Genomic DNA, 26,079 nt, shown 5'->3' with positions numbered 1-26,079 from the left:
TCATATCGCTTGAAATATTGACCAACTTTGATTAATATAAATGATAGATTAGCACTTGTGATATTTAAGTGCTAAAAATGACCCGTTAAGGAGGAACAATCATGCTTAAACCATTAGGAAATCGTGTGATTATCGAAAGAAAAGAACAAGAACAAACAACTAAAAGTGGAATCGTATTAACTGATAGCGCAAAAGAAAAGTCAAATGAAGGTGTAGTCGTGGCCATAGGTTCAGGACGCCTTTTAGATAATGGTGAAAAAGTTGCTCCAGAGGTTAAAGAAGGCGACACAGTTGTATTCCAAGAATATGCTGGTACTGAAGTAAAACGTGGCGATGAAACACATTTAATTCTAAACGCAGATGATTTACTAGCAATCATTGAAAAATAAAATATAAAACGATATTGAAAAATTTTAAGCAATAATGGAGGTAAAATGAATGGCTAAAGATCTTAAATTTTCAGAAGATGCGCGTCAAGCAATGTTACGCGGGGTAGATAAATTAGCGAATGCTGTGAAAGTAACAATTGGACCTAAAGGACGTAATGTTGTCTTAGACAAAGAATACGTAGCGCCTTTAATTACTAATGACGGTGTAACAATCGCTAAAGAAATCGAATTAGAAGATCCATATGAAAATATGGGTGCGAAATTAGTTCAAGAAGTGGCTAATAAAACAAATGAAATTGCCGGTGACGGTACAACTACAGCTACTGTATTAGCTCAAGCTATGATTCAAGAAGGTCTAAAAAACGTAACAAGTGGTGCGAACCCTGTAGGTTTACGTCAAGGTATTGATAAAGCAGTAAGAGTAGCTGTTGAAGCATTAAATGATATTTCTCAAAAAGTTGAAAATAAAAATGAAATTGCGCAAGTAGGTGCTATTTCTGCAGCGGATGAAGAAATCGGTAAATACATTTCAGAAGCAATGGATAAAGTTGGTAATGACGGTGTTATTACTATTGAAGAATCTAATGGTTTAGATACTGAATTAGAAGTTGTAGAAGGTATGCAATTTGATAGAGGTTACCAATCTCCATATATGGTTACTGATTCAGATAAAATGATTGCTGAGTTAGAAAGACCTTATATCTTAGTGACTGATAAGAAAATTTCTTCATTTCAAGATATCTTACCTTTATTAGAACAAGTCGTTCAATCTAGTCGTCCAATCTTAATTGTGGCAGATGAAGTTGAAGGCGATGCGTTAACTAATATCGTCTTAAACCGTATGCGTGGCACATTTACAGCAGTTGCAGTTAAAGCTCCTGGCTTTGGTGACCGTCGTAAAGCAATGTTAGAAGATTTAGCTATCTTAACAGGTGCGACTGTAATTACGAATGACTTAGGATTAGAATTAAAAGATGCGTCTCTTGATATGCTTGGTAGTGCAAATAAAGTTGAAGTTACTAAAGACAACACTACAGTAGTTGATGGTGATGGCGATGATAACAGTATCGATGCTCGTGTAAGCCAAATCAAATCTCAAATTGAAGAAACTGATTCAGACTTCGATAGAGAAAAATTACAAGAGCGTTTAGCTAAATTAGCTGGCGGTGTAGCGGTAATTAAAGTTGGCGCAGCATCAGAAACAGAATTGAAAGAACGTAAATTACGTATTGAAGACGCATTAAACTCAACACGTGCTGCAGTAGAAGAAGGTATTGTAGCAGGTGGTGGTACAGCACTAGTTAATATCTATAATAAAGTGAATGACATCGATGCAGAAGGCGATGTTGCTACTGGCGTAAATATCGTGCTTAAAGCGTTATCTGCACCAGTTCGCCAAATTGCTGAAAATGCTGGACTTGAAGGTTCAGTTATTGTTGAAAGACTTAAAAATGCAGATGCAGGTGTAGGTTTCAACGCAGCAACAAATGAATGGGTCAATATGCTTGAAGAAGGTATTGTAGACCCTACTAAAGTAACACGCTCAGCATTACAACATGCGGCAAGTGTAGCTGCAATGTTCTTAACAACTGAAGCAGTAGTTGCTAATATCCCAGAACCTGATAGCAATGATAAACCAGGTATGGGCGGCATGCCTGGTATGATGTAATATAGGGACATTGACCTAAAACCTTTAAAATCATTTTTTAAGACGTTTCTCATGAGTAAATTAAACTCGTGGGAAACGTTTTTTTATTATTTAAAAAAATGTGAACTCATATGTTTTACCATAAGACCATTTAAAAGATGTAGAAGAAAATTTTTGATATATGTTATTTTATTATAAAGCTTAACTATTAATTCACATCAGAGAAATGAACGTTTTGAATAGAAAAAAGTTTATATAGTTATTATAGTTTTTAGTATAGTAATCGTATTAGGTAGTGCGTACTTAAAAGTAAAACTTGATGAAAAAGAAAAATATTATAAAAAGAAAAGTACATAGGATACAGATAAGGGGTAAAAATATTTAATGAGTGTATATACTAGATTATTTAATGAAGACGATTTTGAAAAGTTAGATGAGTTGAGTGAATTATTTAAAGATTTGGGATATTCACCAAATAGAAATGAATTGATAGAGAGACTAACTGAAATACATAACCATAAAGATTATTATTTACTATTATTAATTAAAAACAATAAAATTATTGGCTTATCTGGTATGTGTAAAATGTTGTTTTATGAAAGAAATGGAAAGTATATGAGAGTACTTGCGTTTGTTATAAATTCTAATTATAGAGGTCTAGGTCTCGGCAATAAATTATTACGTGAATCCGAAAATTTTTCTAAACAATTAAATTGCAAAGTTATAACACTTAATAGCGGTGATAGAAAAGAGAGATTAGCGGCTCACAATTTATATAATAATAGTGGTTATTATAATACTACAGTTGGATTTACAAAAAATTTATAAAGTTTGCACACATATGTCTATGTAAATTCGTTTTCACAATGATATATGGCTAGGTATGATGTAATATAGGTTTGTTGACTTAAAATCTTTTAAATAATTTTTATAAGACGTTTCTCATGAATAAATTAAACTCGTGGGAAACGTTTTTTGTATTATTTAATAAAATGCAAATTCATACTCATATGTTTTACCATAAGACTATTTAAAAGATGTAGTAGAAAATTTTTGATATATGTTATTTTTATTATAAAACTTAGCTATTAATTCATATCAGAGGAATGAACGTTTGAAAGGTAAAAAAGTTTATATAGTTATTAGTATAGTAATCATAATAGGTAGTGCGTACTTAAAAGTAAAACTAGATGAAAAAATATTATAATGAATAAAAAGATAGAATCATTATCTATATGAAATATAATGTTAAAGTTTATAAAAATATTAAGTTTACTGAAATGGAAAAAATCCAATGGACGGATATGAAATTAGTGGTTACATAGTGTAAGTAGATTGATTATACTATTGAAATTTTTACTATTTATTTTAAACTAGTTATAGAAATGTAAAAACACAATTGGGTTGGTAGTCCCAATACAGATAGAGGTATCTGTCAGTAACCTTCCTCCTCAGGTCGTCCCTCATTTCTGAAATATTTAAGAGGAGGGATAGCATGGAGCTATCTATATTTCATGATGGTTAATTCTTTATTGGGTTAGTTGAATACAAAGTAGGAAATAAATCTAAATTTGCAAAGTTTACCTTTGGTTCAGAATCAAATGAGGAAGAAATCTTTTATTTTATCGAGAATTATTTATTAGTAATAATCGACAATACGCAAACAAGTGTAAGAACTAAAGAGAAAAAACGAAAAATTAACCCGAAAAGGTTACAAAGAAAAGTAGCAAAAGAACAAAAAATGAAAAAAGATTTTACTAAAGCTCAAATAGCTATAAAAGAAGAGCAAAAATTAAATAAAAAACAATCTAAGAAGAAAGGTAAGGCGAATAGAGATTTAATTAAAGAGAGAAAGAGACAAATTAAGAAAAATAAAGCTAAAGAAAAGCATAAAGGACATTAATGTTTTAAATTCATTGATGAGTGTATGCACGCTTAAAAACAATAATATTATTATGTATTAATAGAATATAAAAACTTAAAATAATGATATGATTTAAAGTCAAAATCTAGCTTTAAAAGCTTTGTTATATAAGTAACATAATTCTGTGAAAGTTGTAATAAAGCTATTGAAACTGTAACAGATTTTATAAAAAACATTTTAATTAATTTTTATAAGACGTTTCTCATGAGTAAATTAAACTCGTGGGAAACGTTTTTTATGCGATCATGATTCTTGTTTAAATGATATGGTAGTAATAAAAGGAGATGGTTAAATGAAGTTATCGAAGTTATCATGGATACTTTGGTGGGGGATAACTGTATTTTGGCTTATATTACTTTTAGCTATAATAATATATTCTTTAAATAATGGTTTAATTACTGCTACACACAGGGAATCTATGGCATTTATATGGTTATTAATTGGATTATTTAGCGTACCATTTTTGATTCAAGTAATATGGTTAATACTGAATTTTTTAGTGAAAAGAAATAATTAATTTTAAACAGTAAAAAGCATCCGAAAGGCGACTTCCGTCTCACTTTTCGGATGCATATTTATATATTATATAATATTATTTTAGATCATCGATGGCTTGTGCGATTGAATCGAATACATGTGGAATGTCATCTTTTTCAACGCAACTAAATGCAATACGAATATCTGTATCGTTTAACGCAATCACACCAATTGAATATTTATTAATTAAGTGCTCACGTAACTCTTCAGGGTTTACACCTTTTACTTTAATAGCCATGAAATAGCCTGAGTTGAAGTCGTAAGCTTGCCAGTGGTCTTTGTATTTATCATCATAAACCACGTCTTTAGTGACTTTGTAGCGTTCATGCAATGTATCAATATTATGTTGAATTTCTTTATCAAATTGTTCATGATTTTCAAGAACATATTTAATTGCGCTTTGAGAAGGCATAGGACCGCTTGAAATATTACTTCTGATAAGCCCTTTAACTTTAGCTTCCAATACGTCTTTAGCAGTTTCATTATTTACACCAAATGTAATAAATCCAACACGTAATCCCCAAGCAAAGAATTCTTTTGTCGCACCGTCTAAACGGATAGGTAAGATGTTGTTATTATTAAGATTATTAATTGCTGTGAAAATGGATTGTTTATAGACATCTTCATAGAATAAACCATAGTAAGCATCGTCTACTACTGTGATAACTTTAGTACCTTTATTAGCTAATTCCTCAATGGCTGACACAATTGTAGCAACCTTTTCACTAGTAGGTGTATAGCCTGTTGGATTATTAGGATAATTTAAAATTAAAGTAACTTTATCTTGATTATAATTTTTCAATGTAGAAACTAAAGAATTTGTAGTGTAATGACCTTCATGATCAAAAATTGAGTATGTTTCAATATTTGCAGAATGGCGAGTATTAAAGATTAATTTATAGTTGCCCCAATTGTGTGCTGGTAATAATAGAGTATCTCCATTTTCAATAAATAAATCAGCCACTAATGAAAGGCCATGAGTTAAGGCATTAGTAACAATTGGGCGACTAATTGATTCTTTAGATAAATCAGGATTTTCTTTTAACATTTTTTGTTGCCATAAATCTCTTAAGCCTTCTATGCCTTGAGGTGGAGCATATGGAAAGACTTCATCTGGAGAAAGGTGATTATAAACACCATATAAAGCATCAGCATACATTTTTTTGTCTTTATATGTAGCCATACCGATTGTAGCGTTATATTTTGTTGATTTGGCTTCAGCTGATTGAGATAAGATGCCTTTAGGATAATACATTGCTTGTCCTAAGCTTGATAGCATACTTAAGATTTCAGGACGCGCGTCTACGAGTTGATCATTTAAGTTTTGTGCTAAAGGATTCATATTGATAACCTCACTTTAATTTAATATACAATATTATAATATCTTGATTTGAACTAAAGATAAAGCGTTCTTGTATGAGATGCCTGGATGAGAAGATTATTTTCTTTTAAAACCGAACATTTGTTCGCTTTTTATGTTAAAATTGAAACAGGTCATCGAGAGATATGACACTTTACTTTGTGGAGGTGTAGTGTAATGTCGTGGGTTTTGGATGGTATGATGACACTAATTACTGGAGGCATACTAGTTATTTTTCGAATTTGGTTAGAAACAAAGTGGAAAGATAATTAGATGACCTTACACTAAAACCCCTAACTTGGTGCTGCAAGTTAGGGGTTGTGTAATGTAATCTGTGGATATCTCAATTTTAACATAAGCGCAATAAATTTCAATTTCTAATAAATAGATGAAGTATACATACAAGATAGTTCATTTGTTATAATAATGATATTGAGGTGACTGAAATTGATGAAGCATTTAACAAAGATCTTTGTTGGGTTAGCAATTATTTTATTTATAGTAGGTTATTATTTACAAGCTACCGGACATGAGAATCAAGGCGTAAAATTATTATTAGCTGCGATTATGTTTATGATATGTGCATTTATAAATAGAAGTAACGATAGAAGAAAAAATAAAAAATGATTATTTAATAGACTCTTTTTAAGTGTGAACACTTTTAAAGAGTCTTTTCTTATAGAGAAAATGGAATGATAACTATGATATACATAATTTTTAGTAATAATACTTTACAAATCTGTATATAGTGTATATATTGTTTATATACAGTTGATGAAGGGGGACAGCGATGAAGATAATCTTGAAAAACAGCAGCGAACGACCTATATATGAACAGATTAAACAACAAATTAAAGAGAATATTTTAAAAGGTTATGTTGAAGCGGGAAGTCATTTACCTTCAATGAGGGAATTAGCTAAAGATTTGCGAGTAAGTTTAATTACTACTAAACGTGCTTACGAAGATTTAGAGAAGGAAGGCTTCGTTACAACGATTCGCGGTAAAGGAACATTTGTTAAAGAGCAAGATAGTTCAATCTTAAAAGAAAAACAATTCTTCGTCATTGAGAATTTAGCTCGGTCTATTACTAAAGAAGCTAAAACTATAGGGATGCCTCTTAAAGAATTAAAGGAAATACTTACTTTAATTTATGAGGAGGAAGAAGAATGAACGCCATCGAATTAAAAAATGTTAATTATCATAATAAGACATTTTCATTAAAAGATGTATCCTTCAGTGTCCCTCAAGGTTTTGTGACAGGCTTTATTGGTGGAAATGGGGCAGGTAAAACAACAGTTATACGCTTAATCATGGATTTATTAGCAAGTGATAGCGGTGAAATAACAGTTTTAGGGAAGAAAATGTCTCAAGTTCCCCAACTAATTAAGAACAAAATAGGTTTTGTTTATTCTGAAATTTATTTTAACCAGCAATGGACAATAAAAAAACTTGAAAATATAATATCACCTTTTTATAGCGAGTGGGATGCTTCATTATTTCAACATTATTTAACTAAATTTAATTTACCGTATAAAACTAAGATAAAACACTTTTCTACGGGGATGAAGATGAAGCTATCGTTAGCATTAGCGCTAAGTCATCATGCAGAGTTGTTTATCTTTGATGAACCTACTGCAGGGCTAGATCCAATAGTAAGAAATGAAGTTCTAGAGATTCTTCAAGCAGAACTAATCGATGAAAATAAAACAGTATTTATTTCGACACATATTATTTCAGATTTAGAAAAAATTGCTGATTATCTAGTCTATTTAAAAGATGGTGAAGTTAAATTACAAGGATATCGTAACCAATTGCAAGAAGAACATTTTATTATTCGTGGTGATTCTAAAGATTTAGACGAGGAACTAAACGAGTTATTGCTATATAAAGAAGAAAAGACAACTGGATATTTAGGCTTTACGCAACATGCACAGGTCTTTAAAGAATTATTTGGATCGCAAGTGGATATAAAACACCCAAGTATTGAAGAATTAATGATTTTTCTAGAGAAATCAGATAATAGTAACATCAATAAAGATGGGCATCAAAGTGAGTTGAAACAATGAAACAACTGTTAATTAGAAATCTTAAATTACGTAGTTGGACAATCGCTTTGTACCTTATTTTACTTGTAATATATCCACTATATGTCATGGTGTTATCTAAGCTTGAATTAAAATTTCTTTTTTATACGCCGATAGCTATTACATTAATGTTAATTAGCATACTCGACTCAGGTCATTTATTTAGAATAAACAGAAGACTCGGGGGCAAAACTTCATATCTGTTCTATGAAAGTTTGCCAGTATCAAAAAAAGATATGTTAAACGCAAATTATATCTCATGTATTGTACTTACATTAATCGGTGCAATTATCATCGGTTTATACAATTTCCAAGCGGCAAATGTGGAAGTTAATTCCTTACGTTATTCAACGATGATTTCGTTTATAGCAGTTCACTTCCTAAGTATTCCAATCGCTTTTAATAAAAATACTGAGAAAAAGCGTGAATACATATCTTATACAGCTTACATCATATTAATGATGTTAGTTATTCCATTTGCAGTAATGATTATCTTTTCAGCCATCAATTCATTAGTCTTTAAAAATGAATTTAATAGTAACCTATTCATGGTGTATCTAAATTATGGAGTGCTTATCCTTAGCGCCGGTTGGATGGCTATCAATTACTTGATTCAATTAAAACGTATTAAAAAACATACTCATAACACTGAAGGAGGGTTTTGATGAAATTAGAAAACATCACTAAAACATATGGCACTAACAATGTTTTAGATAATATCAATTTCGATTTTGGAGAAAGCCAAATCGTAGGTTTAATAGGAAAAAATGGAGTTGGTAAAACAACTTTAATGAAAGTAATGAATGGAAATATTATTAATTTTAAAGGAAAAGTTCAACTTAACGATAATGAAAATGTAGGTTATTTAATTGAACATCCAAAGTTATATGATAATAAAACAGGCCTATATAATTTGAGACTATTTGCGCAAGTATTAGGCGATGGTTTTGATAAACAATATGCAGATAAAATTATAGATGCATTTGGCATGAGACCATATATTAAGAAAAAGGTTAAAAAATATTCAATGGGTATGAAACAAAAGTTAGCAATTGCAGTTTCACTAATGAATAAACCTAAGTACTTAATTTTAGATGAACCAACAAATGGAATGGACCCAGATGGTTCAATTGACGTATTAGAAACTATTCAATCATTAGTAAATGAATTAGGAATGAAAATCTTAATTTCCAGTCATAAACTTGAGGATATTGAATTGATTTGCGACAGAGCTGTGTTCTTAAGAGATGGCAACTTTGTGCAAGATGTGAATATGAAAGACGGCGGCGCACAAGATTATACGTCAGTTAAAGTAGATACAGAAGACTTTAATGTAGCACTTGAATACTTAACAGAGCACTTTAATGTACTACAATCTCACAAAAATAGTGGCGAAATAATGATTAAAGCTCAACAAGATTATCAAGCGTTAATCAAAGCACTTGCGCAAAAAGATATCTATCCTAAATATCTTGAAACACGTAAAAGTTCGCTTCGTGATACTTACTTTAATATTAATCAAAGAGGTGACAAATAAATGAGGAATTTACAATTAGTAAAATATGATATTATTAGTCTCTTTAAAAGTTACTTAACATATATTGCTTTAATTATTATCTGGGGTTTACTCGCTGGCATGACAGTTTTATTTGTACGTAATAGTGATAAAGTAGATTATTCAATGATTTTACCAATGGCCAATTGGATGTTTCTATTCTTTGGATTACTCGTAGTTATTAAAACTATTACTCGTGACTATTCTCAAGGTACAATCCAACTGTATATGAACAAATTGAAAAGTAGAATAGGCTATGTGATAGCTAAAACAATTTCAATTATTTTAATTTCATTTATTTTTACGTTCATTACTTATATCAATATGATAATTATTCAATCATTTACTGATGGTAAAAATATAGATGGTGATAAGTTTTTAACTAATATTTGGTTCTACCTAATCTTTTTACTGTTCTTTGGATTATTGTTATTTTTAATTACATTAATCGTTCAAAAACCAGCAGTTATTTTCACATTAGGTATATTCTTAGTATTCATCGTGCCATTCATACAACCATTTATCGGTTTAATTCCAGAATGGGGAGACGATATTCAAAAATCACTTAAGTATATCCCATTCAGTTATTTAACTGAGAAATCATCAACAGACAATATTAAATTTACAAATTGGCAATGGTTCATCTCAATTGCTTCAATTGTAGTATTATTTATTGCTAATCTGTTATACGCTGCTAAAAGAGATATTTAAGCCTAAAAAGAACTGGGACATTAATAAAAAATGTCCCAGTTTTAATTTAGATAACTTTAACGAAGTGGAACGATAAGATTTTTGAAATTACATACGATTTCAGTCTCGCTCCTTCTTACTACCTATTAACTTGATAATTTATTAACAATAGAGTCATACACATGGCGCCATAATTCAGAATCTGTTTTATATTTTGAGGCTATTTCATGATGAACTTCTTTTTCCTTAGTTTCATAATCTGGAGCATCTTTATCTGGAAAATGTTGTGCTCTTAATTCAGACACAAATTTTTGAGCTTCATCTGCTCTAGGTCCCCATACTTTAACTTCTTCATAATTATCATTTAAAAAGATAAAGATAGGAATTGAACGAGCAGTTCCATTTGTTAAATATTGATCAATTAGTTGCGTATCTTCATCTCTATGGAAAACTCGCACTTCAAGATTTAAATATTCGCTAATGTGTTTTAGTATGGGTAGATTCATCATTGCATCGCCACACCAGTCTTCGCTAATTACTAAGATTTTTGAATATGAAGCATCCTTTAAATCTTTAATTCTTTTATCATTTGAAGGCATATTAAAAGCTTCATAAATGTGTAAGACATTATCTTTATTTACAGTCATATTAGCAATATAGTCATCGATTGGTTGACTATGATTAAAGTATGTTTTTAGGTTAATCATCAGTAAAACCTCCTTAAGTTAACTTTAATCAGTATAACAAGTTTTCAAAGTGATAGATATTTATAATACTTTTATTAAAAGCGAATACAAAAGGTTTAAAAACATATTTACTTCATATATAACAAATATGTAAGATTTATAAATTACAATATTGATGAAGCAAAGATATAGGATATGATATATTAAATTTATTAAGACAAAAGTGGTGGTAAGTTTGCGCATTCAAAATAGATGGATAATATTTACAATTTTTACTATTATCTCTTTTATTGTCGTTATGAGTTTAACAATTTATAAAAATGAAAAAACAGTTGATCTCACAGATATTAAAATAAATGATGTACAACTAGATGAGGACTTTAATAACGAAGGATACATAATTAATAAACATATTAAGTTAGATAGATATAAATTTTATAATGATGAAAATCATAAAAATTTAACTGTAAAAGTAAAGAATAAACATAATACAGTAAAAGGTATTATCCTAGTGAAAGATAGTGATATTAATACAAACTTTGATGTTAAAATTGGAGATCATATCAATAAGGCTATCAATTATTTAGGTAATGAATATCGTAAAGACAAAGTTGGTAAAGGATATGATGCGCTTGTCTACATCGATAAAGAGCACCATATGAAATTATCAATATTGTATAAAGATAATATTATTAAAAGGATTGAATTCTTTAGTCGTTAAATTATTTTACGCATAGTGGTAGTAAGCAAAGACATAACTGATATAGATAGAATCGTTTCTTTTCGACAAACCAAAGATGAAAGTACGTGAAATAAAATGGACAAGATTACATTCTTAAATGAACTTGAGTTAGAACTAGATCAATTGCCTCGTGATGAAAAAGATACATTAATGAATGACTATGAAAATTATTTTTACGAACAAGAGAATAGAGGTAAATCGGAACAAGAGATATTATCTAACCTAAAAGAACCGCACATTATTGGTAAAGAAGCAAAAGCTAAAAAAGCAATTTCATACGCGAAAGTGACGCCTAATTTACGTAACATTATCAGAGCCATTATGGCTTCTTTAAGTTTAGGCGCCATTTCTTTTTTCTTTATTATCATACCAATTTTAATATTCTTATTTGTATTGTTTTTTGCTTTTCTATTTTCACTATCTCTACTCTGTCTTCCATTGCTACTTATAATATCAAGTATAGTGAGAGGCATTCCTAATTCATTTAGTAACATTCTTTTTAGTATTTCTTATGCAGGCATCGGTATTATATTGCTAGTCCTGATTATAAAGACGACTCAGAATATATATAGATTAGTTTTAAAATATTTGTCTTGGTATATCCAAACAGTTAAAGGAAGAATTCGTCAATGAAGAAAATAATAATTGTTGGATTAGTCATTTTTATAGGTTTCTTTTTAGCAGCCACGTTAGTATGGTTTGTACATGAGAAAGATGTGTATAAAAAGTTTAAATTTAATAAAAAATTTGATGATGAAAGAATCACTCAACTCGATGTTAATAGTTTCAGTTCAAAAATTGAGATTACAAAAGGTAAGGATTATCGTGTAAGATTTTATGGAAACAATGATTTAAAAGTTAAGGCTAAAAATGATAAATTGTCAATTGTTGAAAGAAGATCGTCCAAGAGGGGATATAGCTTTAATCTTAACCCATTTAATCAAAGTAAAAATTATATTCGTATTACTATTCCTGAGGATAAAATTAAAAATTTAAATATAAACTCTGGTGTGGGTAGGTTGAATATTCATGATATTAAGCTTAAACACGCTGACATAAGGAAAGATAGTGGACCATTAAATATTTCAAATGCTAAAGTACAAAATGTGAATTTTAATAATGAAACGGCAAATTTAAATATAAATAATAGCATTATAAAAAATAGTCGTTTTAAAGGAAATGTTTCTGAAATGCGAGTGAATGAAAGTAATGTGAAAGATTCACTCTTTTTAGTCGAGAAAGGCTTTATTGATTTTAAACATATGGCTTCAGAAAGTGATATTAAAGCATCTATCAAACAAGGAAGTATTCATCTTAGCTATAAAACCAAACCTGAAAATACGTTATTAAAATTATATCCTGGCGCTGGTAAAGCCAAAGTTAATAATAAATATTTCGAAAAAGGTAAAGTAGGTCAAAGTGATAATGTGATAGAGTTTTACACTATTAAAGATGATATAATAATTAAATAAGTAACTCACGACTCATTTTGAAAAATAGAGGATGGGGCAGAACGATGAAATCTTCGAGATTATATTAGTTTTCGTCGTTCTGCTCCTTTTTAATAATTAGCGAATGTTAAATCAGTATCTAGTTGTCCTGTGAACTGTGTGAGTTCAAGTTCTTTACCTTGAAGCCAAGCATTAAAGTCGATTGCAGTAGGGGTTTGATTCTCGCCTAAAGTCATCCAAGCAATTAATTTTTGAGGTTCATACATAGAAGTGTGTATTGTTCCTGACCAACTTCTAAATAGTTTACTATATATTTCATATTGCGGGTCATTAAATAATTTAAAGGCTGTGAACTGATCTAAATCTTGTGAAGTTTGATTAACTGCACGTTCGAGACGCTCTTTAGATTCTTTAGTATAGTTACGATTTTCATGCGTTAATAATTCAAAGTGATTGGTACACACATGATCATGTCTTACATCAAAAGAACGTGGTGTAACTTCTACGATAGCATGGTTTAAATGTTTATCCATTAAGATATAGCTGAATGAACTTCTATGAGGTATTTCTTTTAAAAAGCGGATGGCTTCATCAACGTCTTTACAATATTCTAAAACTAAACGACCAATCATATAACAAACAAAGCCATTAGCAGGATGTTTACGATGCATAAAATTATAACCCATTGATAATCCAGCTTCATTCATACCATCCATTCGTCCAGTTACACGTGAAGTAGGTCCTATTTGAGCAAGCCCTCCGTCATTAGGTTGAAACAATAAATATCTTCCATCATAAGTCGCAGGATGATAGTCATAATTACGCACCATAAAGTCTTGACCTTGAAAAACAGTACATCCGCTTTCTTTTAGGTCTGTAAAGCGATAATGTCCAAAGTTTAATATCATTTGCTTGGTAGGTAAATTAAGGACTTCTTGCATCCCCATCAATTCTTCCCAAATTTCTGGTGCATACGTTTGGAAGATTGCGTGTGTTTCTACGACATCTATATCAAAACGAGGCATACGTTTTTTCCATTCTCGCTCACGATTTTCTAATAAAGGAGTTTGTTTCAACCATTGCGCAGTTTTAACTCCTAAATCGAAATGTGACCCTCGAAAAGTCATAATATCTGATTTAACTTGTTGCATGAGAAGGCCTCCTGAAAATTTAATAATTTGTAATATAAGGTTAATTGAATTCAATTAAAGATATAACTATACTAAACATGATAGCAAGATTAACCAAAAACACAAGGAGGGGATACTGTGTTTAGTGGTACTTATAGAAAAGTATTGAATACGTTTAAATCTTGGTGGGTGGCTTGAAATATTAACCATGCAAATCGTTTAAAATAGTGAATTTATAAGAAATGTACTTATGTTTATAAAAAAGATGAAAAAGGTATCTATTTAACCATAACAGTAAGTATGATAATATATAATATTGTAAACATACTTATTTCTATTTCAGAGGTGAAACGTAAATGTGGGATTTAATTAAAGGTTTATGCAAATTCGTATTAAGCTTTGTAGCTATTACTTCATTAGTAGTTGGTGTAGGTGTAGTTGCATTTGCTTACATCTTCAAAAAAGACTTTGAAGATATCGAAAGAAAAACAAAAGAAATTGTATCTGATATCGAGAGCAATAACGCATAATAAGTGATAAAAGCCAGTAACTTCATTCATTGAGGTTATTGGTTTTTTATTTTATCAACATATTTAACATAACATTACGTATAAAGTAAGAATCATTGGCATAAGTGTCTATCGTCTTATAAAATGAAGATATTAACTTAATGGAGGTATTTATATGTCAACGAGAGGATATATTGGTTCATATACGAAAAAAGAAGGCAAAGGCATTTATCGTTTTGAATTAAATGAAGATTCAGGACAAATTGAAACAGTTGAAACAGGTTATGACATACAAGCTTCAACATATTTAGCTCAAACAGAAGATTTCCTATATGCGATTACTAAAGAAGGCGATGACTGCGGTGTAGCTGCTTTTAAAAAAGATGATGAAGGACAGTTAACTTTAATTAATAAATGTTTAGAGTCATCTCAAGGCACAGGATGTTATATTTCTGTATCAAGAAATCGTAAATTCTTATTTGAAGCGGTATACGGAGCAGGACTGGCACGTATTTACCAATTAAATAAAGAAACTGGCGAAATAGTTAAATTAATTGAAGAATTAGCGCATGACTATACTACTGGTAGTCATGAACGTCAAGACAATGCTCATGTACATTATATTAATGAAACACCTGATGGAAAATATGTAGTAGCTACAGACTTAGGAACAGATAGAGTAGTCGCTTATACATTTGGTGATGAAGGTTTCAAAGAGCATGAAATTACAAAATTCAAAGATCAAGATGGTCCACGACATATTGCTTTTCATAGAAATGGAAAATATGCCTACGTAGTGCATGAATTATCTAATTATGTGAGTGTCATGCAATATAACGATGGTCAATTTGAAGAACTTGAGCGTCATTTAACTATTCCTGAAGACTTTGATGGCGATACTAAATTAGCTGCCGTACGCTTATCACATGACCAACAAAGCTTGTATGTAAGTAACCGTGGCCATGATAGTATTGCAGTATTTACTGTAGCTGAAGATGGCGCTGCGCTTAACCCAGTTGAAATTGTTAAAAGTGGTGGAGAATTCCCAAGAGATTTCAATATTACTGAATCTGATGAATACTTAGTGTGTGCGCACCAAGAAGGAGATTATAAAGTAACTGTATTTAGCCGTGATACTAACAGCGGTAAATTAACGGCAAAAGATAATAAACACATAGCCCCTGAAGGCATATTCGTCGGCTTCTTAGATAAATAAAAACTTCAATAAAATATAAAACGCGAAGAGGTTGGAACACCGTTTATCGGTTTCCCAACCTCTTCGCGTTTTTTAATCTTAGCATTTATAAATTTTTAAAGAAGGTTCTAATATATTTCAATTTTCCTTTATAGGGTGGATAGATAATACTTGAATCTAAGCGTGTAGATTTGAAAATATAAGATTTTTTATGACTAAATGTCTCAAATGTATATTTACCATGGTATTGTCCAATACCTGATGCCCCTACACCGCCAAACGGTAAATTAGGATTAGCAAGATGCATAAGGGTGTCATTTATTGCGCCACCGCCGAATGACAGTTCATTAAGCACACGGTGCGTTGTATTTTCATCTTCGCTAAATAGATAAAGACTAAGTGGTTTCGCTTTACTTTGAACAATATCAAATGCTTCATTTAAATCATCATAAGTAATGATAGGTAATAATGGACCAAAGATTTCTTCTTGCATAATTTTTGAAGCAGGGGTAATACCATCCAATATAGTTGGCTCAATATAACGTTCCCCAGCATTAGTGTGCCCACCAGAAACAATATTATTTTCATGCACCTTTAATAAATCATTCAGTCTATTAAAATGTTTATCATTAACTATGCGACCAAAATCAGGACTATTTTCAACATTAGCACCGTAGAATTCTTGGATACTTTGTTTAAGCGCCTCAATAAGCTCATTTTTAACTTTCTTATTAACTAAAATGTAATCAGGTGCCACACAAGTTTGTCCTGCATTCGTAAACTTACCGAAACTTATGCGATCGCTTGAAACTTTAATGTTAGCAGTATCGTCAACAATTACAGGTGATTTACCACCTAATTCAAGTGTCACTGGAACTAAGTTTTTACTTGCTGCTTCGTAAACAATTTGACCTACTTTTTCACTGCCAGTAAAGAACATATAATCAAATGGAAGATGGATTAATGTTTGTGTTTCTTCAATACCGCCTTCGACGACGGCAACGAAATCCGCAGAGAAGACATCTTCAATGATTTGGCGAATCACATTTGCCACGTTAGGTGTTAGCTCAGAAGGTTTGATGATAGCAGTATTTCCTGCAGCGATTGCACCAATCAATGGTTCGAATAATAGTTGTACTGGGTAATTAAATGGTCCAATAATTAAGACAGTACCATATGGTTCAGGCTTAATATAACTTTTAGAAGGGAACATAAATATAGGTGTATCCACCTGCTTAGTTTTTGCCCAATTTTTAAGTTCTTTGCGCGCCATCTTGATACTTTTAAGCGTAATACCTATTTCAGTCGCATAGGCTTCCACAGCGCTTTTTCCTAAATCATGCTTTAACGCTTCGAGTAATTCATTTTCATGATTTTTAATACTTTTACTTAATAACTTTAATTGTTGCTTTCTAAATTTAATGTCTTTAGTTTTATGTGTTTTGAAAAAGTTCTTACTTTCTTCAAATTGTTGTGCTATTGATGACAATTGATCTACCTCCTAAATATATTAAACTAATATCGTTTATAGATAATTTGAATAAAAATTAATCATTTAATTTATTATACTTATACCCGAATTATTACTTTATTAATGGAAAGTGGAGGATAAAACACACGATAATTCTAAGATTGTGTCTTAATAGTTCACTATGTTAATTATAAATAAAAGATGGAGACATCGTAATTTCTGTATTCTGCTTGCTTATATAAAAACAGTCTAAAACACATTGTTTTAGACTGTTTGTGAAATTAAATTGTATATCCAATTATTTAGTTAATGCTTCAGTAATTTGAGGTACTACTTGTTTTTTACGAGATACTACGCCTGATAAGAAGGCCATACCATCATCTAATTGGACTTTAAATGCTTCTCCAACTTTATCTTTTTCAGCACCTACAACTAAGATTTTAGAATCACTATTAATGATATCAGTAACAACTAGTACGAATAAATCATATTTTTGATTTGTACTTGTTTCTAACATAGCTTTTTCTAATTCGTCTTTACGATTTAAAACTTCATCGATATCTACTGTATTGACTTGTGCAATACGAGTAATGTAGTCGCCCATGTTGAATGATTTAGCATCCATATCTAATAACTCTTCAGCTGTTTTATCTACAGTAGAAGCACCAGCTTTTAACATAGCTAAACCATATTCTTCTAAATCAACATTAGCTGTATCTTTAAGCGCTTTAGCAGCGTTAACATCTTCTTCAGTGCATGTTGGTGATTTAAATAATAAGCTATCTGAAATAATTGCAGAAATCATTAGACCAGCAATTTCAGGTTTAATTTCGAAACCACGTTCTTTATACATTTTGTATAAGATTGTAGCAGTACAACCAACAGGCTCTGCACGATACCATAAAGGTGCTGCAGTTTCAAAGTTAGCAATTCTATGATGATCAACAACGTGTTTGATTTCTGCATCAGCAATTGTTTCAGCACTTTGTTGGAATTCGTTGTGGTCTACTAAGATAACTTCTTGACCATCTAAATTATCAGTTAATAATTCAGGTGCTTTAATTTCAAAATGGTCTAAAGCATATTTAGTTTCAGCATTGATATCGCCTAAGCGATAAGGTGTTGCGTCTGAATTTCCAGTTAATTGTTCAAAGTCAGCCATGATGATAGCTGAAGAAATTGCATCAGTATCTGGATTTTGATGTCCAAAAATGTAAGTTTTTGCCATGTTTATTATCCACCCTTATCATATAATTTTAATCTTATTTTAGCATGTTTTAATTACTTACTTCTACCTCTGCGCCTAATGAGTTTACAAAATGGCTTAAAGCGTAGTTGTGACCATTTTCATTGAAAGAAGCTACACCATCTTTAGGTATCGTCATGTCATACCCTAAGTTGTAGGCTGACACAGCAGTATGGAAGACACAGATATCCGTACATACGCCAACAATTTCGAGAGAAGTGATACCTCTTTCACGTAATAAACTATCTAAAGGTGTGCCATAAAAAGAATCATAGCGGCGTTTATCTAAAAAGTGAATCGTTGAACTTGTTTTATTCTCATCGTAAAAAGTTTTCACTTTACCGTATAATTCACGTCCAGAAGTGCCTTCTATATTATGAGGTGGAAAAAGTTTTGTTTCTGGATGATATGGGTCATCTTCATAATGTAAATCCATCATAAAAAATACGTCTTCATTATTTGAGTGATATTTTTCTAAACGACTTACAATAAAATCTTCAATATCTTGGCCAGGTTTACCACAAGTTAAGCGACCATCATCGGCAATAAAATCGTATGAATAATCGACAACAATTAATGCTTTTTTGCTCATGTTCAACATTCCTCTCATATAAATGTTTAAGTTAGTTACAAATTGTATAATAATATGGATAAGATAATGTAAATAGTTCGTATTATGTCTATATATAGTATAGCTAATACATGGTGAAATTGGTATATACAATAGATATTTACATATATAGAAACTTGAACAGGGGACAGAAAATGTTAATTAACGCACAAGATTACGGATTAACTGGATATAACAAACGCAAAGATACGAAAGCTATTCAAAAAGCGCTTAATAAGGCGAAACACGGTGAACATACTGTTTATATACCAAGTGGTACATATCATATTGGTAAAGCGCTCATTATTTATGATTCAACTACATTATTATTAGAGGAAGATACGACACTTTTACGATGTAGCAAGGATGCGCTTTTAAAGAATGGTAGACAGTTCGGTTTTTATCATGGCTATCAAGGAAATAGTCATATTTATATAAAGGGTGGAACATTTGATATGAATGGGGTAGACTATCCTTACAATAATACGGCAATGTCGATTGGTCACGCTGAAGATATTCAATTGATTGGTGTGACAGTATTAAATGTTGTGGGAGGCCATGCCTTAGATGCTTGCGGTATTGATGGACTATATATCAGAGATTGTGTTTTTAAAGGATTTAGAGATATAGATGGGGATCGCTCATTTTCAGAAGCAATTCAATTAGATATTCAAGTACCAGGCGCATTTCCAAAATTTGGCACAACGGATGGAACGATAACAAAAAATGTCGTGATTGAAAATTGTTACTTCGGAGCAGCTGACCACCCTGATATGAAAGCATGGAATAGAGCGATTGGTTCACATGCAAGTCGTCACAATAAATTCTATGACAATGTGGCTATCAGAAATAATACTTTCGACGGCCTCAATGAATATGCGCTCACTCCTTTAAAATCTAAAAATATGATTATTTCACAAAATGAATTTAGAAATTGTAATGGTGGCATTCGTTTCTTGGGCGTTAAAGATGGTAAGAACGCGGCTGATCCATTGACTGGCCACGTTCAAGTGTCACAAGGTGGAGAGAATTTAAGTGTGATTGGCAACCATTTTTCAGGAAAAATGACACGAGATGCGATTCATATTAGAAGTTATAATAATGCTAAGCATAAGCAAGTATTTATTGCAGGCAATACATTTGATGACGCTTCTCAAATGATACATCTAGAAGATATTTCAGAATTAACATTTAATCAACACGATGATGTCAAAGTTAAAAAATTAATGTAAAATAAAAAACTTCGAGAGTAGGGAAAAGTCTAGTGTGATGACACAGATTTCATTATCCCTAACTCTCGAAGTTATTTTTTAGGAGTATGCATTAAAAACTCCAATAATTTTCACTTTAAAATTCAAGTTGTTTAAAATTGATATCACATTATCCAGTTCTTTCGTCTTACCTGTCGTAGTTTGGACAAAAAAGTAATAAAAACCTAACTTCTGTTTCATTGGACGGGATTCTATCCATGATAAATTGATATCAAATAACGCAAATGTATTTAGTACTTTAGCTAATAAACCGGCTTTATTAGCTTTAGGTGATATCAGTAAAATAGTATTGTCTCCATCTTTATCAAAGTTAGCATGATTTTTGATAACTAAAAAACGAGTGACATTAAGTGAATAATCTTGAATATGACTATCGATAGGAGCGAAACCATATAATTCTCCACTTCCAAGTGGCGCAATAGCCGCTTCAGTAGAAGAGATTTTCTCTAATCCTTGAATGGTACTGTCAACATAATCATATTCAAATTGATGTTGATGGATATATTGAATTGTTTGACTAATGGCTGGCGCAATTGAATATACTTTTGTAATATCTTCAATTTGAGTTCCTTCATTTGCGTATAAACCAAAATCAATATTCATATGAATTTCACCATGTGCGTAAATCTCTTGTTGAATTAATGAGTCAGCGACAATATTGATAGTACCTTCAATCGAATTTTCAAGTGGCACGATACCTATTGCGTCATCATTGTCTGCGACAGATTTAACTACATCATATAAGTTTTGTTTCGGACAATGACTATACGCAAACTCTTTTTCTAAAGAATATTGCTTTGCTGCAAGATAAGAGAAGGTTCCTTTAGGTCCTAAATAGTATAATTTCATCACAAACTTTACCTCCGTGTCTGCTGAACATTAATGGAATGGACACTTCAATGCTTGTTTCTTTTTATATCCATGGTGATAATTCTCAGTCAGTGTAGGTGAAAGAGGTGGCGCTAGCCATGACCATTTACCAGTTACTTCTCGCTCATGTCGATGTTCTTTCTCTTCAAATAGTTGGAACTGCTTTGAAGCGGTTAAATGATCGACGATTGATACACCTTGTGTTTTAAAAGAATGATAAACAGCATAACTCAATTCTACTAATGTTCGATCCTTATTAAATGAATTATTTTTAAGTGTACCAAAATCAAAGGCATCCGCAATAGTTTCTAATAAATTATAACGATACGTATCAGTAAAATTACGCACTGCTATTTCAGTAACCATATACCAACCATTAAATGGCGCAGTTGGATAGACAATACCACCGATGTTTAAATCCATATTTGAAATAATAGGCACACCGTACCATTTTAAATTTAAATCTTTTAATTTTGGAAAACGATCGTGCTCGATGTTAACCTCTTTAACTAAATCAGAAGGTAGTGGATATAACTTAATTTCTTCATTAGGCAATTGGTAAATCAGAGGCAAGACATCGAAATCTGTACCTTCACCTTTCCAACCTAAATGTTCAACTAGTTAGGTCACTTCACGTTCAGATGGATCTCCTTTATCTTCATATCCTGCATAACGTATTAATTGATTATTATAAATTTTCGGCGCATTTTCAGCTGAGAAAATAGTGATATATGGTTTTATTTTCCCGCCATTTGTCGCTTCTTCAAGATGTTTATTGATTGCAGTAATAAACTCTGAGTCATTACTCACATCTCTCGCGTCTTCAACATGTAGCGACTCCCAAAACAATCGGCCTATACAACGATTAGAATTACGCCAAGCAAGTTTAGCGCCATAACTTAACTCTTCGTACGTATGTGTATATGTCCCTGTTGAAGCAATTTCTTTTTCTATCATTGCAATTCTTGTTTCCATATCAGCTTTTGAGTACTCTAATTCAGTATACATTGTGTGTATAAAAGACTTAGCTTCTTCTAATATCATATGACCACCTCATCCAATATTATAATCTAGACAATTAATTAACTCATTTAAATACTTCTTTTGTCACGAATTTGTCGGATAACTAATATTTCATATTTAAAATAAGAGTAAAACCCCCGAGAATACTCACTTCTATCGAATTATGATAAAATAATGAAAAAGATCGTTAGGAGAGATAATGGTGTATCGTTACGAAGATGACAGTTTAATGTTACATAATGATTTATATCAAATTAACATGGCCGAAAGTTACTGGAATGATGGCATTCATGAACATAATGCAGTATTCGACTTATATTTCAGAAGTATGCCATTCGAAAGTGGTTACGCTGTATTTAATGGGTTAAAACGAGTGATTCAATTTATTGAAAATTTCCATTTTAGCGATTCTGATATTGAATATTTACAATCGATAGGATATCAAAATGATTTTTTAGATTATTTAAAAAACCTTAAATTTACGGGTAATATTCGAGCTATGCAAGAAGGGGAACTTTGTTTCGGTAATGAACCACTACTACGTGTAGAAGCACCTCTTATCCAAGCTCAACTTATTGAAACAGTATTATTAAATATCGTTAACTTCCATATTCTTATCGCAACTAAAGCTAGCAGAATCCGTCAAGTTGCTCCAAATGATATATTAATGGAATTTGGTACGCGTCGTGCTCAAGAACTTGACGCAGCTTTATGGGGCGCACGTGCAGCCTACATCGGTGGTTTCGATTCAACAAGTAACGTGCGTTCAGGTAAGCTGTTTGGTATACCCGTTTCAGGAACGCATGCACATGCATTAGTACAAACTTACGGCGATGAATATAAAGCATTTAAAGTATACGCCGAACGCCATAAAGATTGTGTGTTTTTAGTAGACACATTCCATACTTTAAAATCTGGTGTACCAACAGCGATTAAGGTTGCTAAAGAGTTAGGCGATAAAATTAATTTTGTAGGTATCCGTTTAGACTCTGGTGATATTGCTTATCTATCTAAAGAAGCACGCCGTATGTTAGATGAAGCTGGTTTCCCAGACGCTAAAATTATTGCTTCAAACGATTTAGATGAACAGACAATTATGAGCTTGAAATCACAAGGTGCTAAAGTGGATTCATGGGGTGTAGGTACTAAATTAATTACTGGTTTTGATCAACCAGCACTAGGCGCAGTTTATAAACTTGTAGCAGTAGAAGATAAACATGGCCAATATGTTGACCGAATTAAATTGTCTAATAATGCTGAAAAGGTAACGACACCAGGTAAAAAGAAAGTATATAGAATTATTAACTCGAAATCAGGTAAAGCAGAAGGCGATTATATTACGTTAGAACATGAAAATCCTAACAATGAACAACCGTTAAAAATGTTCCACCCAGTCCATACCTATAAAATGAAATATATTAAACACTTCGAAGCGATCGACTTACATCACTCTATCTTTGAAAATGGTCAACTCGTATACGATTTACTAAGTGAAAAAGAAGCACAAGACTATTTAAAAGAAGCACTTTCTAAATTATGGGAAGAAAATAAACGTTATTTAAATCCACAAGAATATCCAGTTGATTTAAGTACAGCTTGTTGGGACAATAAACATAAACGCATCTTTGAAGTGGCAGAACATGTAAAAGAAATGGAGGAAGACAATGACTAAGTTACAAGATATTGTAATGAAAGAAATGAAAGTTAAAAAGAATATTGATAGTAAACAAGAGATTCATGAAATCATTCATTTTATTAAAAGTTATGTTCAATCTCACGCTTTTATTAAGTCACTTGTATTGGGTATTTCAGGTGGGCAAGATTCAACGCTTACTGGTAAACTTGCACAATTAGCGGTTGAAGAATTACGCAAAGAAGGTCGTGAATGTCAGTTTATCGCTGTAAAGCTCCCATATGGTGTGCAAAAAGATGCTGATGAAGTAGAAGAAGCTTTAAAATTTATTAATCCGGATGAAACGATTACCGTAAATATTAAACCAGCCGTAGATCAAAGTGTACAATCTTTAAAAGAAGCAGGCATTGAGTTAACTGATTTTCAACGTGGTAATGAGAAAGCACGTGAACGTATGAAAGTTCAATATTCTATTGCCTCTAATCGAAGTGGTATTGTCATTGGAACAGACCATTCTGCAGAAAATATCACTGGATTTTATACTAAATATGGTGATGGTGCAGCAGACATTGCTCCAATTTTCGGATTAAATAAAAGACAGGGTAAACAATTATTAAAGTATTTAGACGCATCTAAACGTTTATATGAAAAAGTTCCAACTGCTGATTTAGAAGACGATAAGCCACAATTACCTGATGAAGAAGCACTAGGCGTAAGTTATGAACATATTGATGATTATTTAGAAGGTAAAGAAGTTCCTAGTGACGCACGTGAAACAATTGAAAAGCACTATGTTCGTAATGCACATAAACGTGAACTAGCATATACACGATATACATGGCCAAAGAACTAACTCGCCGAATTTATGAGAAGTTCCATTAAATATTTTATAAGCAAGCATTAAAATAGGTTGAATGAATAAAAAAATTATAATTTACTAATTTAAATTGAAATTAAATACACACAGTTTATGATGATTTACTAGTGACAAAATAAAATATCACTGATGAAATTATCTCGATTTTAGTAATACAAGGAAGAAATGAGGAATAACATGTCAGTGATAACGGCAAACCCATGGTTAATGGTAGCAGCGATATTCGTTATTAACGTTTTTTACGTGACATTTTTAACGGTACGTACAATCTTAACGTTAAAAGGCTATCGCTATATGGCCGCAGTAGTGAGTTTCCTTGAGGTATTGATATATGTCGTTGGTCTTGGATTAGTTATGAGTAGCCTTGATCAAATTCAAAATATCGTCGCTTATGCCTTTGGTTTCTCAATTGGTATCATAGTGGGAATGAAGATTGAAGAGAAACTCGCATTAGGTTATACAGTTGTAAATGTAACTTCATCAGAGTATGAATTAGATTTACCAAATGAATTAAGAAATCTTGGGTACGGCGTTACGCACTATGAAGCTCATGGTAGAGACGGTAGTCGAATGGTAATGCAAATTTTAACCCCTAGACGATTTGAACGTAAGTTAATGGATACGGTACGTACTTTGGATGAAAAAGCTTTTATCATTGCGTATGAGCCTAGAGCAATACACGGTGGTTTCTGGACTAAAGGCGTACGTACTAGAAAAGTTAAAGCATATGAAGTAGAAGAAATAGAAAGTGTAGTGGAACACGATGAAGTTCAGAGTAAATGATAATGAAACCATCTCAGAGTGTTTAGCACGCATGCGTGAAGCGGGCTATATGCCTGTCAAACGTATTGAAAAGCCAGTATATACTGAAGATAAAGACGGTAATATTGAAGTATTACGTCAAGATATTCAGTTTGTTGGTAAAAAAATAGAATAGGACGTGGGTTAGCAATCAAATGTAATTTAAATGTTTGGTTGTTCCATCGTCATTTCCTAAAAGAAATCTAAGTGAAGAATTAATAGATAAGATGATTGAACGACACATTATCATCTATTCGTATTACACGCACTTAGGTTTCTTTTTATTGTTGCATTTACGACAAATTAAGATATTAGTGTTTTTCTTATAAGAATCATTTATACTAGAAATGCGAGAAAAAGGCTTATACTTTTCATA

Annotated in this window: 29 protein-coding genes and 1 pseudogene; 22 read left to right on the top strand and 8 right to left on the bottom strand. The window is 31.6% G+C overall.

What is annotated here, in order from left to right:
- The first annotated feature begins 101 nt into the window (after nt 1-101).
- The 5 genes from groES to FH144_RS09240 all read left to right on the top strand — a co-directional run bounded on the left by groES (nt 102) and on the right by FH144_RS09240 (nt 4,478).
- Entirely contained in the window at nt 102-389 is a 288-nt protein-coding gene (gene groES, locus FH144_RS09265) for a co-chaperone GroES (protein ID WP_242315336.1), read from the top strand.
- Between the two features lie 49 nt (nt 390-438).
- Complete coding sequence (gene groL / locus FH144_RS09260) at nt 439-2,058, top strand: chaperonin GroEL (RefSeq protein ID WP_242315334.1); 1,620 nt, start codon at nt 439-441, stop codon at nt 2,056-2,058.
- Nucleotides 2,059-2,421: 363 nt separating this feature from the next.
- A complete protein-coding gene (locus tag FH144_RS09255) occupies nt 2,422-2,865 on the top strand; it encodes a GNAT family N-acetyltransferase (protein ID WP_242315333.1) in 444 nt (147 codons plus the stop codon).
- A gap of 703 nt (nt 2,866-3,568) precedes the next feature.
- Entirely contained in the window at nt 3,569-3,940 is a 372-nt protein-coding gene (locus FH144_RS09245; RefSeq protein WP_242315384.1) for a DUF2992 family protein, read from the top strand.
- A gap of 313 nt (nt 3,941-4,253) precedes the next feature.
- Nucleotides 4,254-4,478, top strand: coding sequence for a hypothetical protein (locus FH144_RS09240; protein ID WP_242315331.1), 225 nt, complete (start codon nt 4,254-4,256; stop codon nt 4,476-4,478).
- A gap of 75 nt (nt 4,479-4,553) precedes the next feature.
- Here the strand turns inward: FH144_RS09240 and FH144_RS09235 are convergent, their stop codons facing one another.
- Nucleotides 4,554-5,840: an aminotransferase class I/II-fold pyridoxal phosphate-dependent enzyme gene (locus tag FH144_RS09235; protein ID WP_242315321.1), complete on the bottom strand. Its 1,287-nt coding sequence runs from the start codon at nt 5,838-5,840 to the stop codon at nt 4,554-4,556.
- A gap of 195 nt (nt 5,841-6,035) precedes the next feature.
- Between FH144_RS09235 and FH144_RS09230 the strand changes: the two genes are divergently transcribed.
- The 7 genes from FH144_RS09230 (at nt 6,036) to pmtD (ending at nt 10,209) form a co-directional block, all read left to right on the top strand.
- A complete protein-coding gene (locus FH144_RS09230; protein ID WP_242315319.1) occupies nt 6,036-6,131 on the top strand; it encodes a Trp-rich small protein in 96 nt (31 codons plus the stop codon).
- A 177-nt stretch (nt 6,132-6,308) separates the two neighbouring features.
- Nucleotides 6,309-6,485, top strand: coding sequence for an SE1626 family protein (locus tag FH144_RS09225; RefSeq protein ID WP_242315317.1), 177 nt, complete (start codon nt 6,309-6,311; stop codon nt 6,483-6,485).
- Between the two features lie 163 nt (nt 6,486-6,648).
- Nucleotides 6,649-7,029, top strand: coding sequence for a PSM export ABC transporter transcriptional regulator PmtR (pmtR, locus tag FH144_RS09220; protein ID WP_107508285.1), 381 nt, complete (start codon nt 6,649-6,651; stop codon nt 7,027-7,029).
- Nucleotides 7,026-7,925 carry a phenol-soluble modulin export ABC transporter ATP-binding protein PmtA gene (gene pmtA / locus FH144_RS09215; protein ID WP_242315315.1) on the top strand — a complete coding sequence of 300 codons (900 nt, stop codon included), beginning with the start codon at nt 7,026-7,028 and terminating at the stop codon, nt 7,923-7,925. The genes pmtR and pmtA overlap by 4 nt, the downstream gene beginning before the upstream one ends.
- A complete protein-coding gene (gene pmtB / locus FH144_RS09210) occupies nt 7,922-8,608 on the top strand; it encodes a phenol-soluble modulin export ABC transporter permease subunit PmtB (protein WP_242315313.1) in 687 nt (228 codons plus the stop codon). The genes pmtA and pmtB overlap by 4 nt, the downstream gene beginning before the upstream one ends.
- Nucleotides 8,608-9,480, top strand: a complete 873-nt coding sequence (gene pmtC, locus FH144_RS09205; protein WP_107508288.1) for a phenol-soluble modulin export ABC transporter ATP-binding protein PmtC — start codon at nt 8,608-8,610, stop codon at nt 9,478-9,480. The genes pmtB and pmtC overlap by 1 nt, the downstream gene beginning before the upstream one ends.
- Nucleotides 9,481-10,209: a phenol-soluble modulin export ABC transporter permease subunit PmtD gene (gene pmtD / locus FH144_RS09200; protein WP_242315310.1), complete on the top strand. Its 729-nt coding sequence runs from the start codon at nt 9,481-9,483 to the stop codon at nt 10,207-10,209. It abuts the gene before it with no gap.
- A 125-nt stretch (nt 10,210-10,334) separates the two neighbouring features.
- Here the strand turns inward: pmtD and FH144_RS09195 are convergent, their stop codons facing one another.
- The gene (locus FH144_RS09195; RefSeq protein WP_242315308.1) at nt 10,335-10,895 is read right to left on the bottom strand and encodes a thioredoxin family protein; all 561 of its coding nucleotides are present in this window, start codon (nt 10,893-10,895) and stop codon (nt 10,335-10,337) included.
- Nucleotides 10,896-11,109: 214 nt separating this feature from the next.
- Here FH144_RS09195 and FH144_RS09190 point away from each other — a divergent pair, with 214 nt between their 5' ends.
- From FH144_RS09190 to FH144_RS09180, 3 genes are all read left to right on the top strand, one after another.
- Nucleotides 11,110-11,595 (top strand): hypothetical protein, encoded by a 486-nt coding sequence (locus FH144_RS09190; RefSeq protein ID WP_198612377.1) that lies wholly within the window; start codon nt 11,110-11,112, stop codon nt 11,593-11,595.
- A 96-nt stretch (nt 11,596-11,691) separates the two neighbouring features.
- Complete coding sequence (locus tag FH144_RS09185) at nt 11,692-12,249, top strand: HAAS signaling domain-containing protein (RefSeq protein WP_242315307.1); 558 nt, start codon at nt 11,692-11,694, stop codon at nt 12,247-12,249.
- Entirely contained in the window at nt 12,246-13,088 is an 843-nt protein-coding gene (locus tag FH144_RS09180; RefSeq protein WP_242315305.1) for a DUF4097 family beta strand repeat-containing protein, read from the top strand. Before FH144_RS09185 ends, FH144_RS09180 begins: the two co-directional genes overlap by 4 nt.
- An 89-nt stretch (nt 13,089-13,177) precedes the next feature.
- On the opposite strand, the gene FH144_RS09175 is transcribed toward FH144_RS09180, so the two are convergent.
- Nucleotides 13,178-14,218, bottom strand: a complete 1,041-nt coding sequence (locus FH144_RS09175) for a C45 family autoproteolytic acyltransferase/hydrolase (RefSeq protein ID WP_242315303.1) — start codon at nt 14,216-14,218, stop codon at nt 13,178-13,180.
- A 335-nt stretch (nt 14,219-14,553) separates the two neighbouring features.
- Here FH144_RS09175 and FH144_RS09170 point away from each other — a divergent pair, with 335 nt between their 5' ends.
- Nucleotides 14,554-14,727 (top strand): hypothetical protein, encoded by a 174-nt coding sequence (locus tag FH144_RS09170; protein ID WP_107507706.1) that lies wholly within the window; start codon nt 14,554-14,556, stop codon nt 14,725-14,727.
- 154 nt (nt 14,728-14,881) lie between these two features.
- Nucleotides 14,882-15,922 (top strand): 6-phosphogluconolactonase, encoded by a 1,041-nt coding sequence (gene pglS, locus FH144_RS09165; RefSeq protein WP_242315301.1) that lies wholly within the window; start codon nt 14,882-14,884, stop codon nt 15,920-15,922.
- 85 nt (nt 15,923-16,007) lie between these two features.
- Here the strand turns inward: pglS and FH144_RS09160 are convergent, their stop codons facing one another.
- The 3 genes from FH144_RS09160 to FH144_RS09150 form a co-directional block, all read right to left on the bottom strand.
- Entirely contained in the window at nt 16,008-17,390 is a 1,383-nt protein-coding gene (locus tag FH144_RS09160) for an aldehyde dehydrogenase (RefSeq protein WP_242315300.1), read from the bottom strand.
- Nucleotides 17,391-17,670: 280 nt separating this feature from the next.
- Nucleotides 17,671-18,600: a manganese-dependent inorganic pyrophosphatase gene (locus FH144_RS09155; RefSeq protein WP_107507709.1), complete on the bottom strand. Its 930-nt coding sequence runs from the start codon at nt 18,598-18,600 to the stop codon at nt 17,671-17,673.
- Between the two features lie 49 nt (nt 18,601-18,649).
- Nucleotides 18,650-19,210, bottom strand: a complete 561-nt coding sequence (locus FH144_RS09150; RefSeq protein ID WP_242315298.1) for a cysteine hydrolase family protein — start codon at nt 19,208-19,210, stop codon at nt 18,650-18,652.
- Nucleotides 19,211-19,383: 173 nt separating this feature from the next.
- On the opposite strand from FH144_RS09150, the gene FH144_RS09145 reads away from it, so the two are divergent.
- A complete protein-coding gene (locus tag FH144_RS09145) occupies nt 19,384-20,460 on the top strand; it encodes a glycosyl hydrolase family 28-related protein (RefSeq protein WP_242315296.1) in 1,077 nt (358 codons plus the stop codon).
- 78 nt (nt 20,461-20,538) lie between these two features.
- Here FH144_RS09145 and FH144_RS09140 read toward each other — a convergent pair whose 3' ends face one another.
- Both FH144_RS09140 and FH144_RS09135 read right to left on the bottom strand, forming a co-directional pair.
- The gene (locus FH144_RS09140; protein WP_242315294.1) at nt 20,539-21,348 is read right to left on the bottom strand and encodes a prephenate dehydratase; all 810 of its coding nucleotides are present in this window, start codon (nt 21,346-21,348) and stop codon (nt 20,539-20,541) included.
- A gap of 30 nt (nt 21,349-21,378) precedes the next feature.
- Nucleotides 21,379-22,413, bottom strand: a pseudogene (locus FH144_RS09135) (nitric oxide synthase oxygenase).
- A gap of 181 nt (nt 22,414-22,594) precedes the next feature.
- On the opposite strand from FH144_RS09135, the gene FH144_RS09130 reads away from it, so the two are divergent.
- The 4 genes from FH144_RS09130 (at nt 22,595) to FH144_RS09115 (ending at nt 25,839) form a co-directional block, all read left to right on the top strand.
- On the top strand, nt 22,595-24,064 hold the full coding sequence (locus FH144_RS09130) for a nicotinate phosphoribosyltransferase (protein WP_242315291.1): 1,470 nt from the start codon (nt 22,595-22,597) through the stop codon (nt 24,062-24,064).
- Complete coding sequence (gene nadE, locus FH144_RS09125) at nt 24,057-24,878, top strand: ammonia-dependent NAD(+) synthetase (protein WP_242315290.1); 822 nt, start codon at nt 24,057-24,059, stop codon at nt 24,876-24,878. The genes FH144_RS09130 and nadE overlap by 8 nt, the downstream gene beginning before the upstream one ends.
- Before the next feature lie 201 nt (nt 24,879-25,079).
- Nucleotides 25,080-25,685 carry a DUF2179 domain-containing protein gene (locus FH144_RS09120; protein WP_107507714.1) on the top strand — a complete coding sequence of 202 codons (606 nt, stop codon included), beginning with the start codon at nt 25,080-25,082 and terminating at the stop codon, nt 25,683-25,685.
- On the top strand, nt 25,666-25,839 hold the full coding sequence (locus FH144_RS09115; protein WP_107507715.1) for an NETI motif-containing protein: 174 nt from the start codon (nt 25,666-25,668) through the stop codon (nt 25,837-25,839). The genes FH144_RS09120 and FH144_RS09115 overlap by 20 nt, the downstream gene beginning before the upstream one ends.
- Nucleotides 25,840-26,079 lie beyond the last annotated feature (240 nt).

The sequence above is a fragment of the Staphylococcus sp. acrmy genome (genome assembly GCF_022690565.1).
Lineage (GTDB): Bacteria > Bacillota > Bacilli > Staphylococcales > Staphylococcaceae > Staphylococcus > Staphylococcus caledonicus.
Note: the sequence above shows the minus strand (reverse complement) of the source record. Positions and strands in the feature narration are given on the sequence as shown.

Coding starts and splice junctions, on each gene's coding strand:
- FH144_RS09175 (WP_242315303.1), bottom strand. CDS start 14,218: ATGCAACAAGTTAAATCAGATATTATGACTTTTCGAGGGTCACATTTC.
- FH144_RS09185 (WP_242315307.1), top strand. CDS start 11,692: ATGGACAAGATTACATTCTTAAATGAACTTGAGTTAGAACTAGATCAA.
- pglS (WP_242315301.1), top strand. CDS start 14,882: ATGTCAACGAGAGGATATATTGGTTCATATACGAAAAAAGAAGGCAAA.
- groL (WP_242315334.1), top strand. CDS start 439: ATGGCTAAAGATCTTAAATTTTCAGAAGATGCGCGTCAAGCAATGTTA.
- FH144_RS09225 (WP_242315317.1), top strand. CDS start 6,309: ATGAAGCATTTAACAAAGATCTTTGTTGGGTTAGCAATTATTTTATTT.
- FH144_RS09115 (WP_107507715.1), top strand. CDS start 25,666: ATGAAGTTCAGAGTAAATGATAATGAAACCATCTCAGAGTGTTTAGCA.
- groES (WP_242315336.1), top strand. CDS start 102: ATGCTTAAACCATTAGGAAATCGTGTGATTATCGAAAGAAAAGAACAA.
- FH144_RS09240 (WP_242315331.1), top strand. CDS start 4,254: ATGAAGTTATCGAAGTTATCATGGATACTTTGGTGGGGGATAACTGTA.
- pmtR (WP_107508285.1), top strand. CDS start 6,649: ATGAAGATAATCTTGAAAAACAGCAGCGAACGACCTATATATGAACAG.
- pmtA (WP_242315315.1), top strand. CDS start 7,026: ATGAACGCCATCGAATTAAAAAATGTTAATTATCATAATAAGACATTT.
- pmtD (WP_242315310.1), top strand. CDS start 9,481: ATGAGGAATTTACAATTAGTAAAATATGATATTATTAGTCTCTTTAAA.
- FH144_RS09230 (WP_242315319.1), top strand. CDS start 6,036: ATGTCGTGGGTTTTGGATGGTATGATGACACTAATTACTGGAGGCATA.
- FH144_RS09120 (WP_107507714.1), top strand. CDS start 25,080: ATGTCAGTGATAACGGCAAACCCATGGTTAATGGTAGCAGCGATATTC.
- FH144_RS09180 (WP_242315305.1), top strand. CDS start 12,246: ATGAAGAAAATAATAATTGTTGGATTAGTCATTTTTATAGGTTTCTTT.
- FH144_RS09145 (WP_242315296.1), top strand. CDS start 19,384: ATGTTAATTAACGCACAAGATTACGGATTAACTGGATATAACAAACGC.
- FH144_RS09255 (WP_242315333.1), top strand. CDS start 2,422: ATGAGTGTATATACTAGATTATTTAATGAAGACGATTTTGAAAAGTTA.
- FH144_RS09195 (WP_242315308.1), bottom strand. CDS start 10,895: ATGATTAACCTAAAAACATACTTTAATCATAGTCAACCAATCGATGAC.
- pmtC (WP_107508288.1), top strand. CDS start 8,608: ATGAAATTAGAAAACATCACTAAAACATATGGCACTAACAATGTTTTA.
- FH144_RS09235 (WP_242315321.1), bottom strand. CDS start 5,840: ATGAATCCTTTAGCACAAAACTTAAATGATCAACTCGTAGACGCGCGT.
- FH144_RS09155 (WP_107507709.1), bottom strand. CDS start 18,600: ATGGCAAAAACTTACATTTTTGGACATCAAAATCCAGATACTGATGCA.
- pmtB (WP_242315313.1), top strand. CDS start 7,922: ATGAAACAACTGTTAATTAGAAATCTTAAATTACGTAGTTGGACAATC.
- FH144_RS09140 (WP_242315294.1), bottom strand. CDS start 21,348: ATGAAATTATACTATTTAGGACCTAAAGGAACCTTCTCTTATCTTGCA.
- FH144_RS09150 (WP_242315298.1), bottom strand. CDS start 19,210: ATGAGCAAAAAAGCATTAATTGTTGTCGATTATTCATACGATTTTATT.
- FH144_RS09170 (WP_107507706.1), top strand. CDS start 14,554: ATGTGGGATTTAATTAAAGGTTTATGCAAATTCGTATTAAGCTTTGTA.
- nadE (WP_242315290.1), top strand. CDS start 24,057: ATGACTAAGTTACAAGATATTGTAATGAAAGAAATGAAAGTTAAAAAG.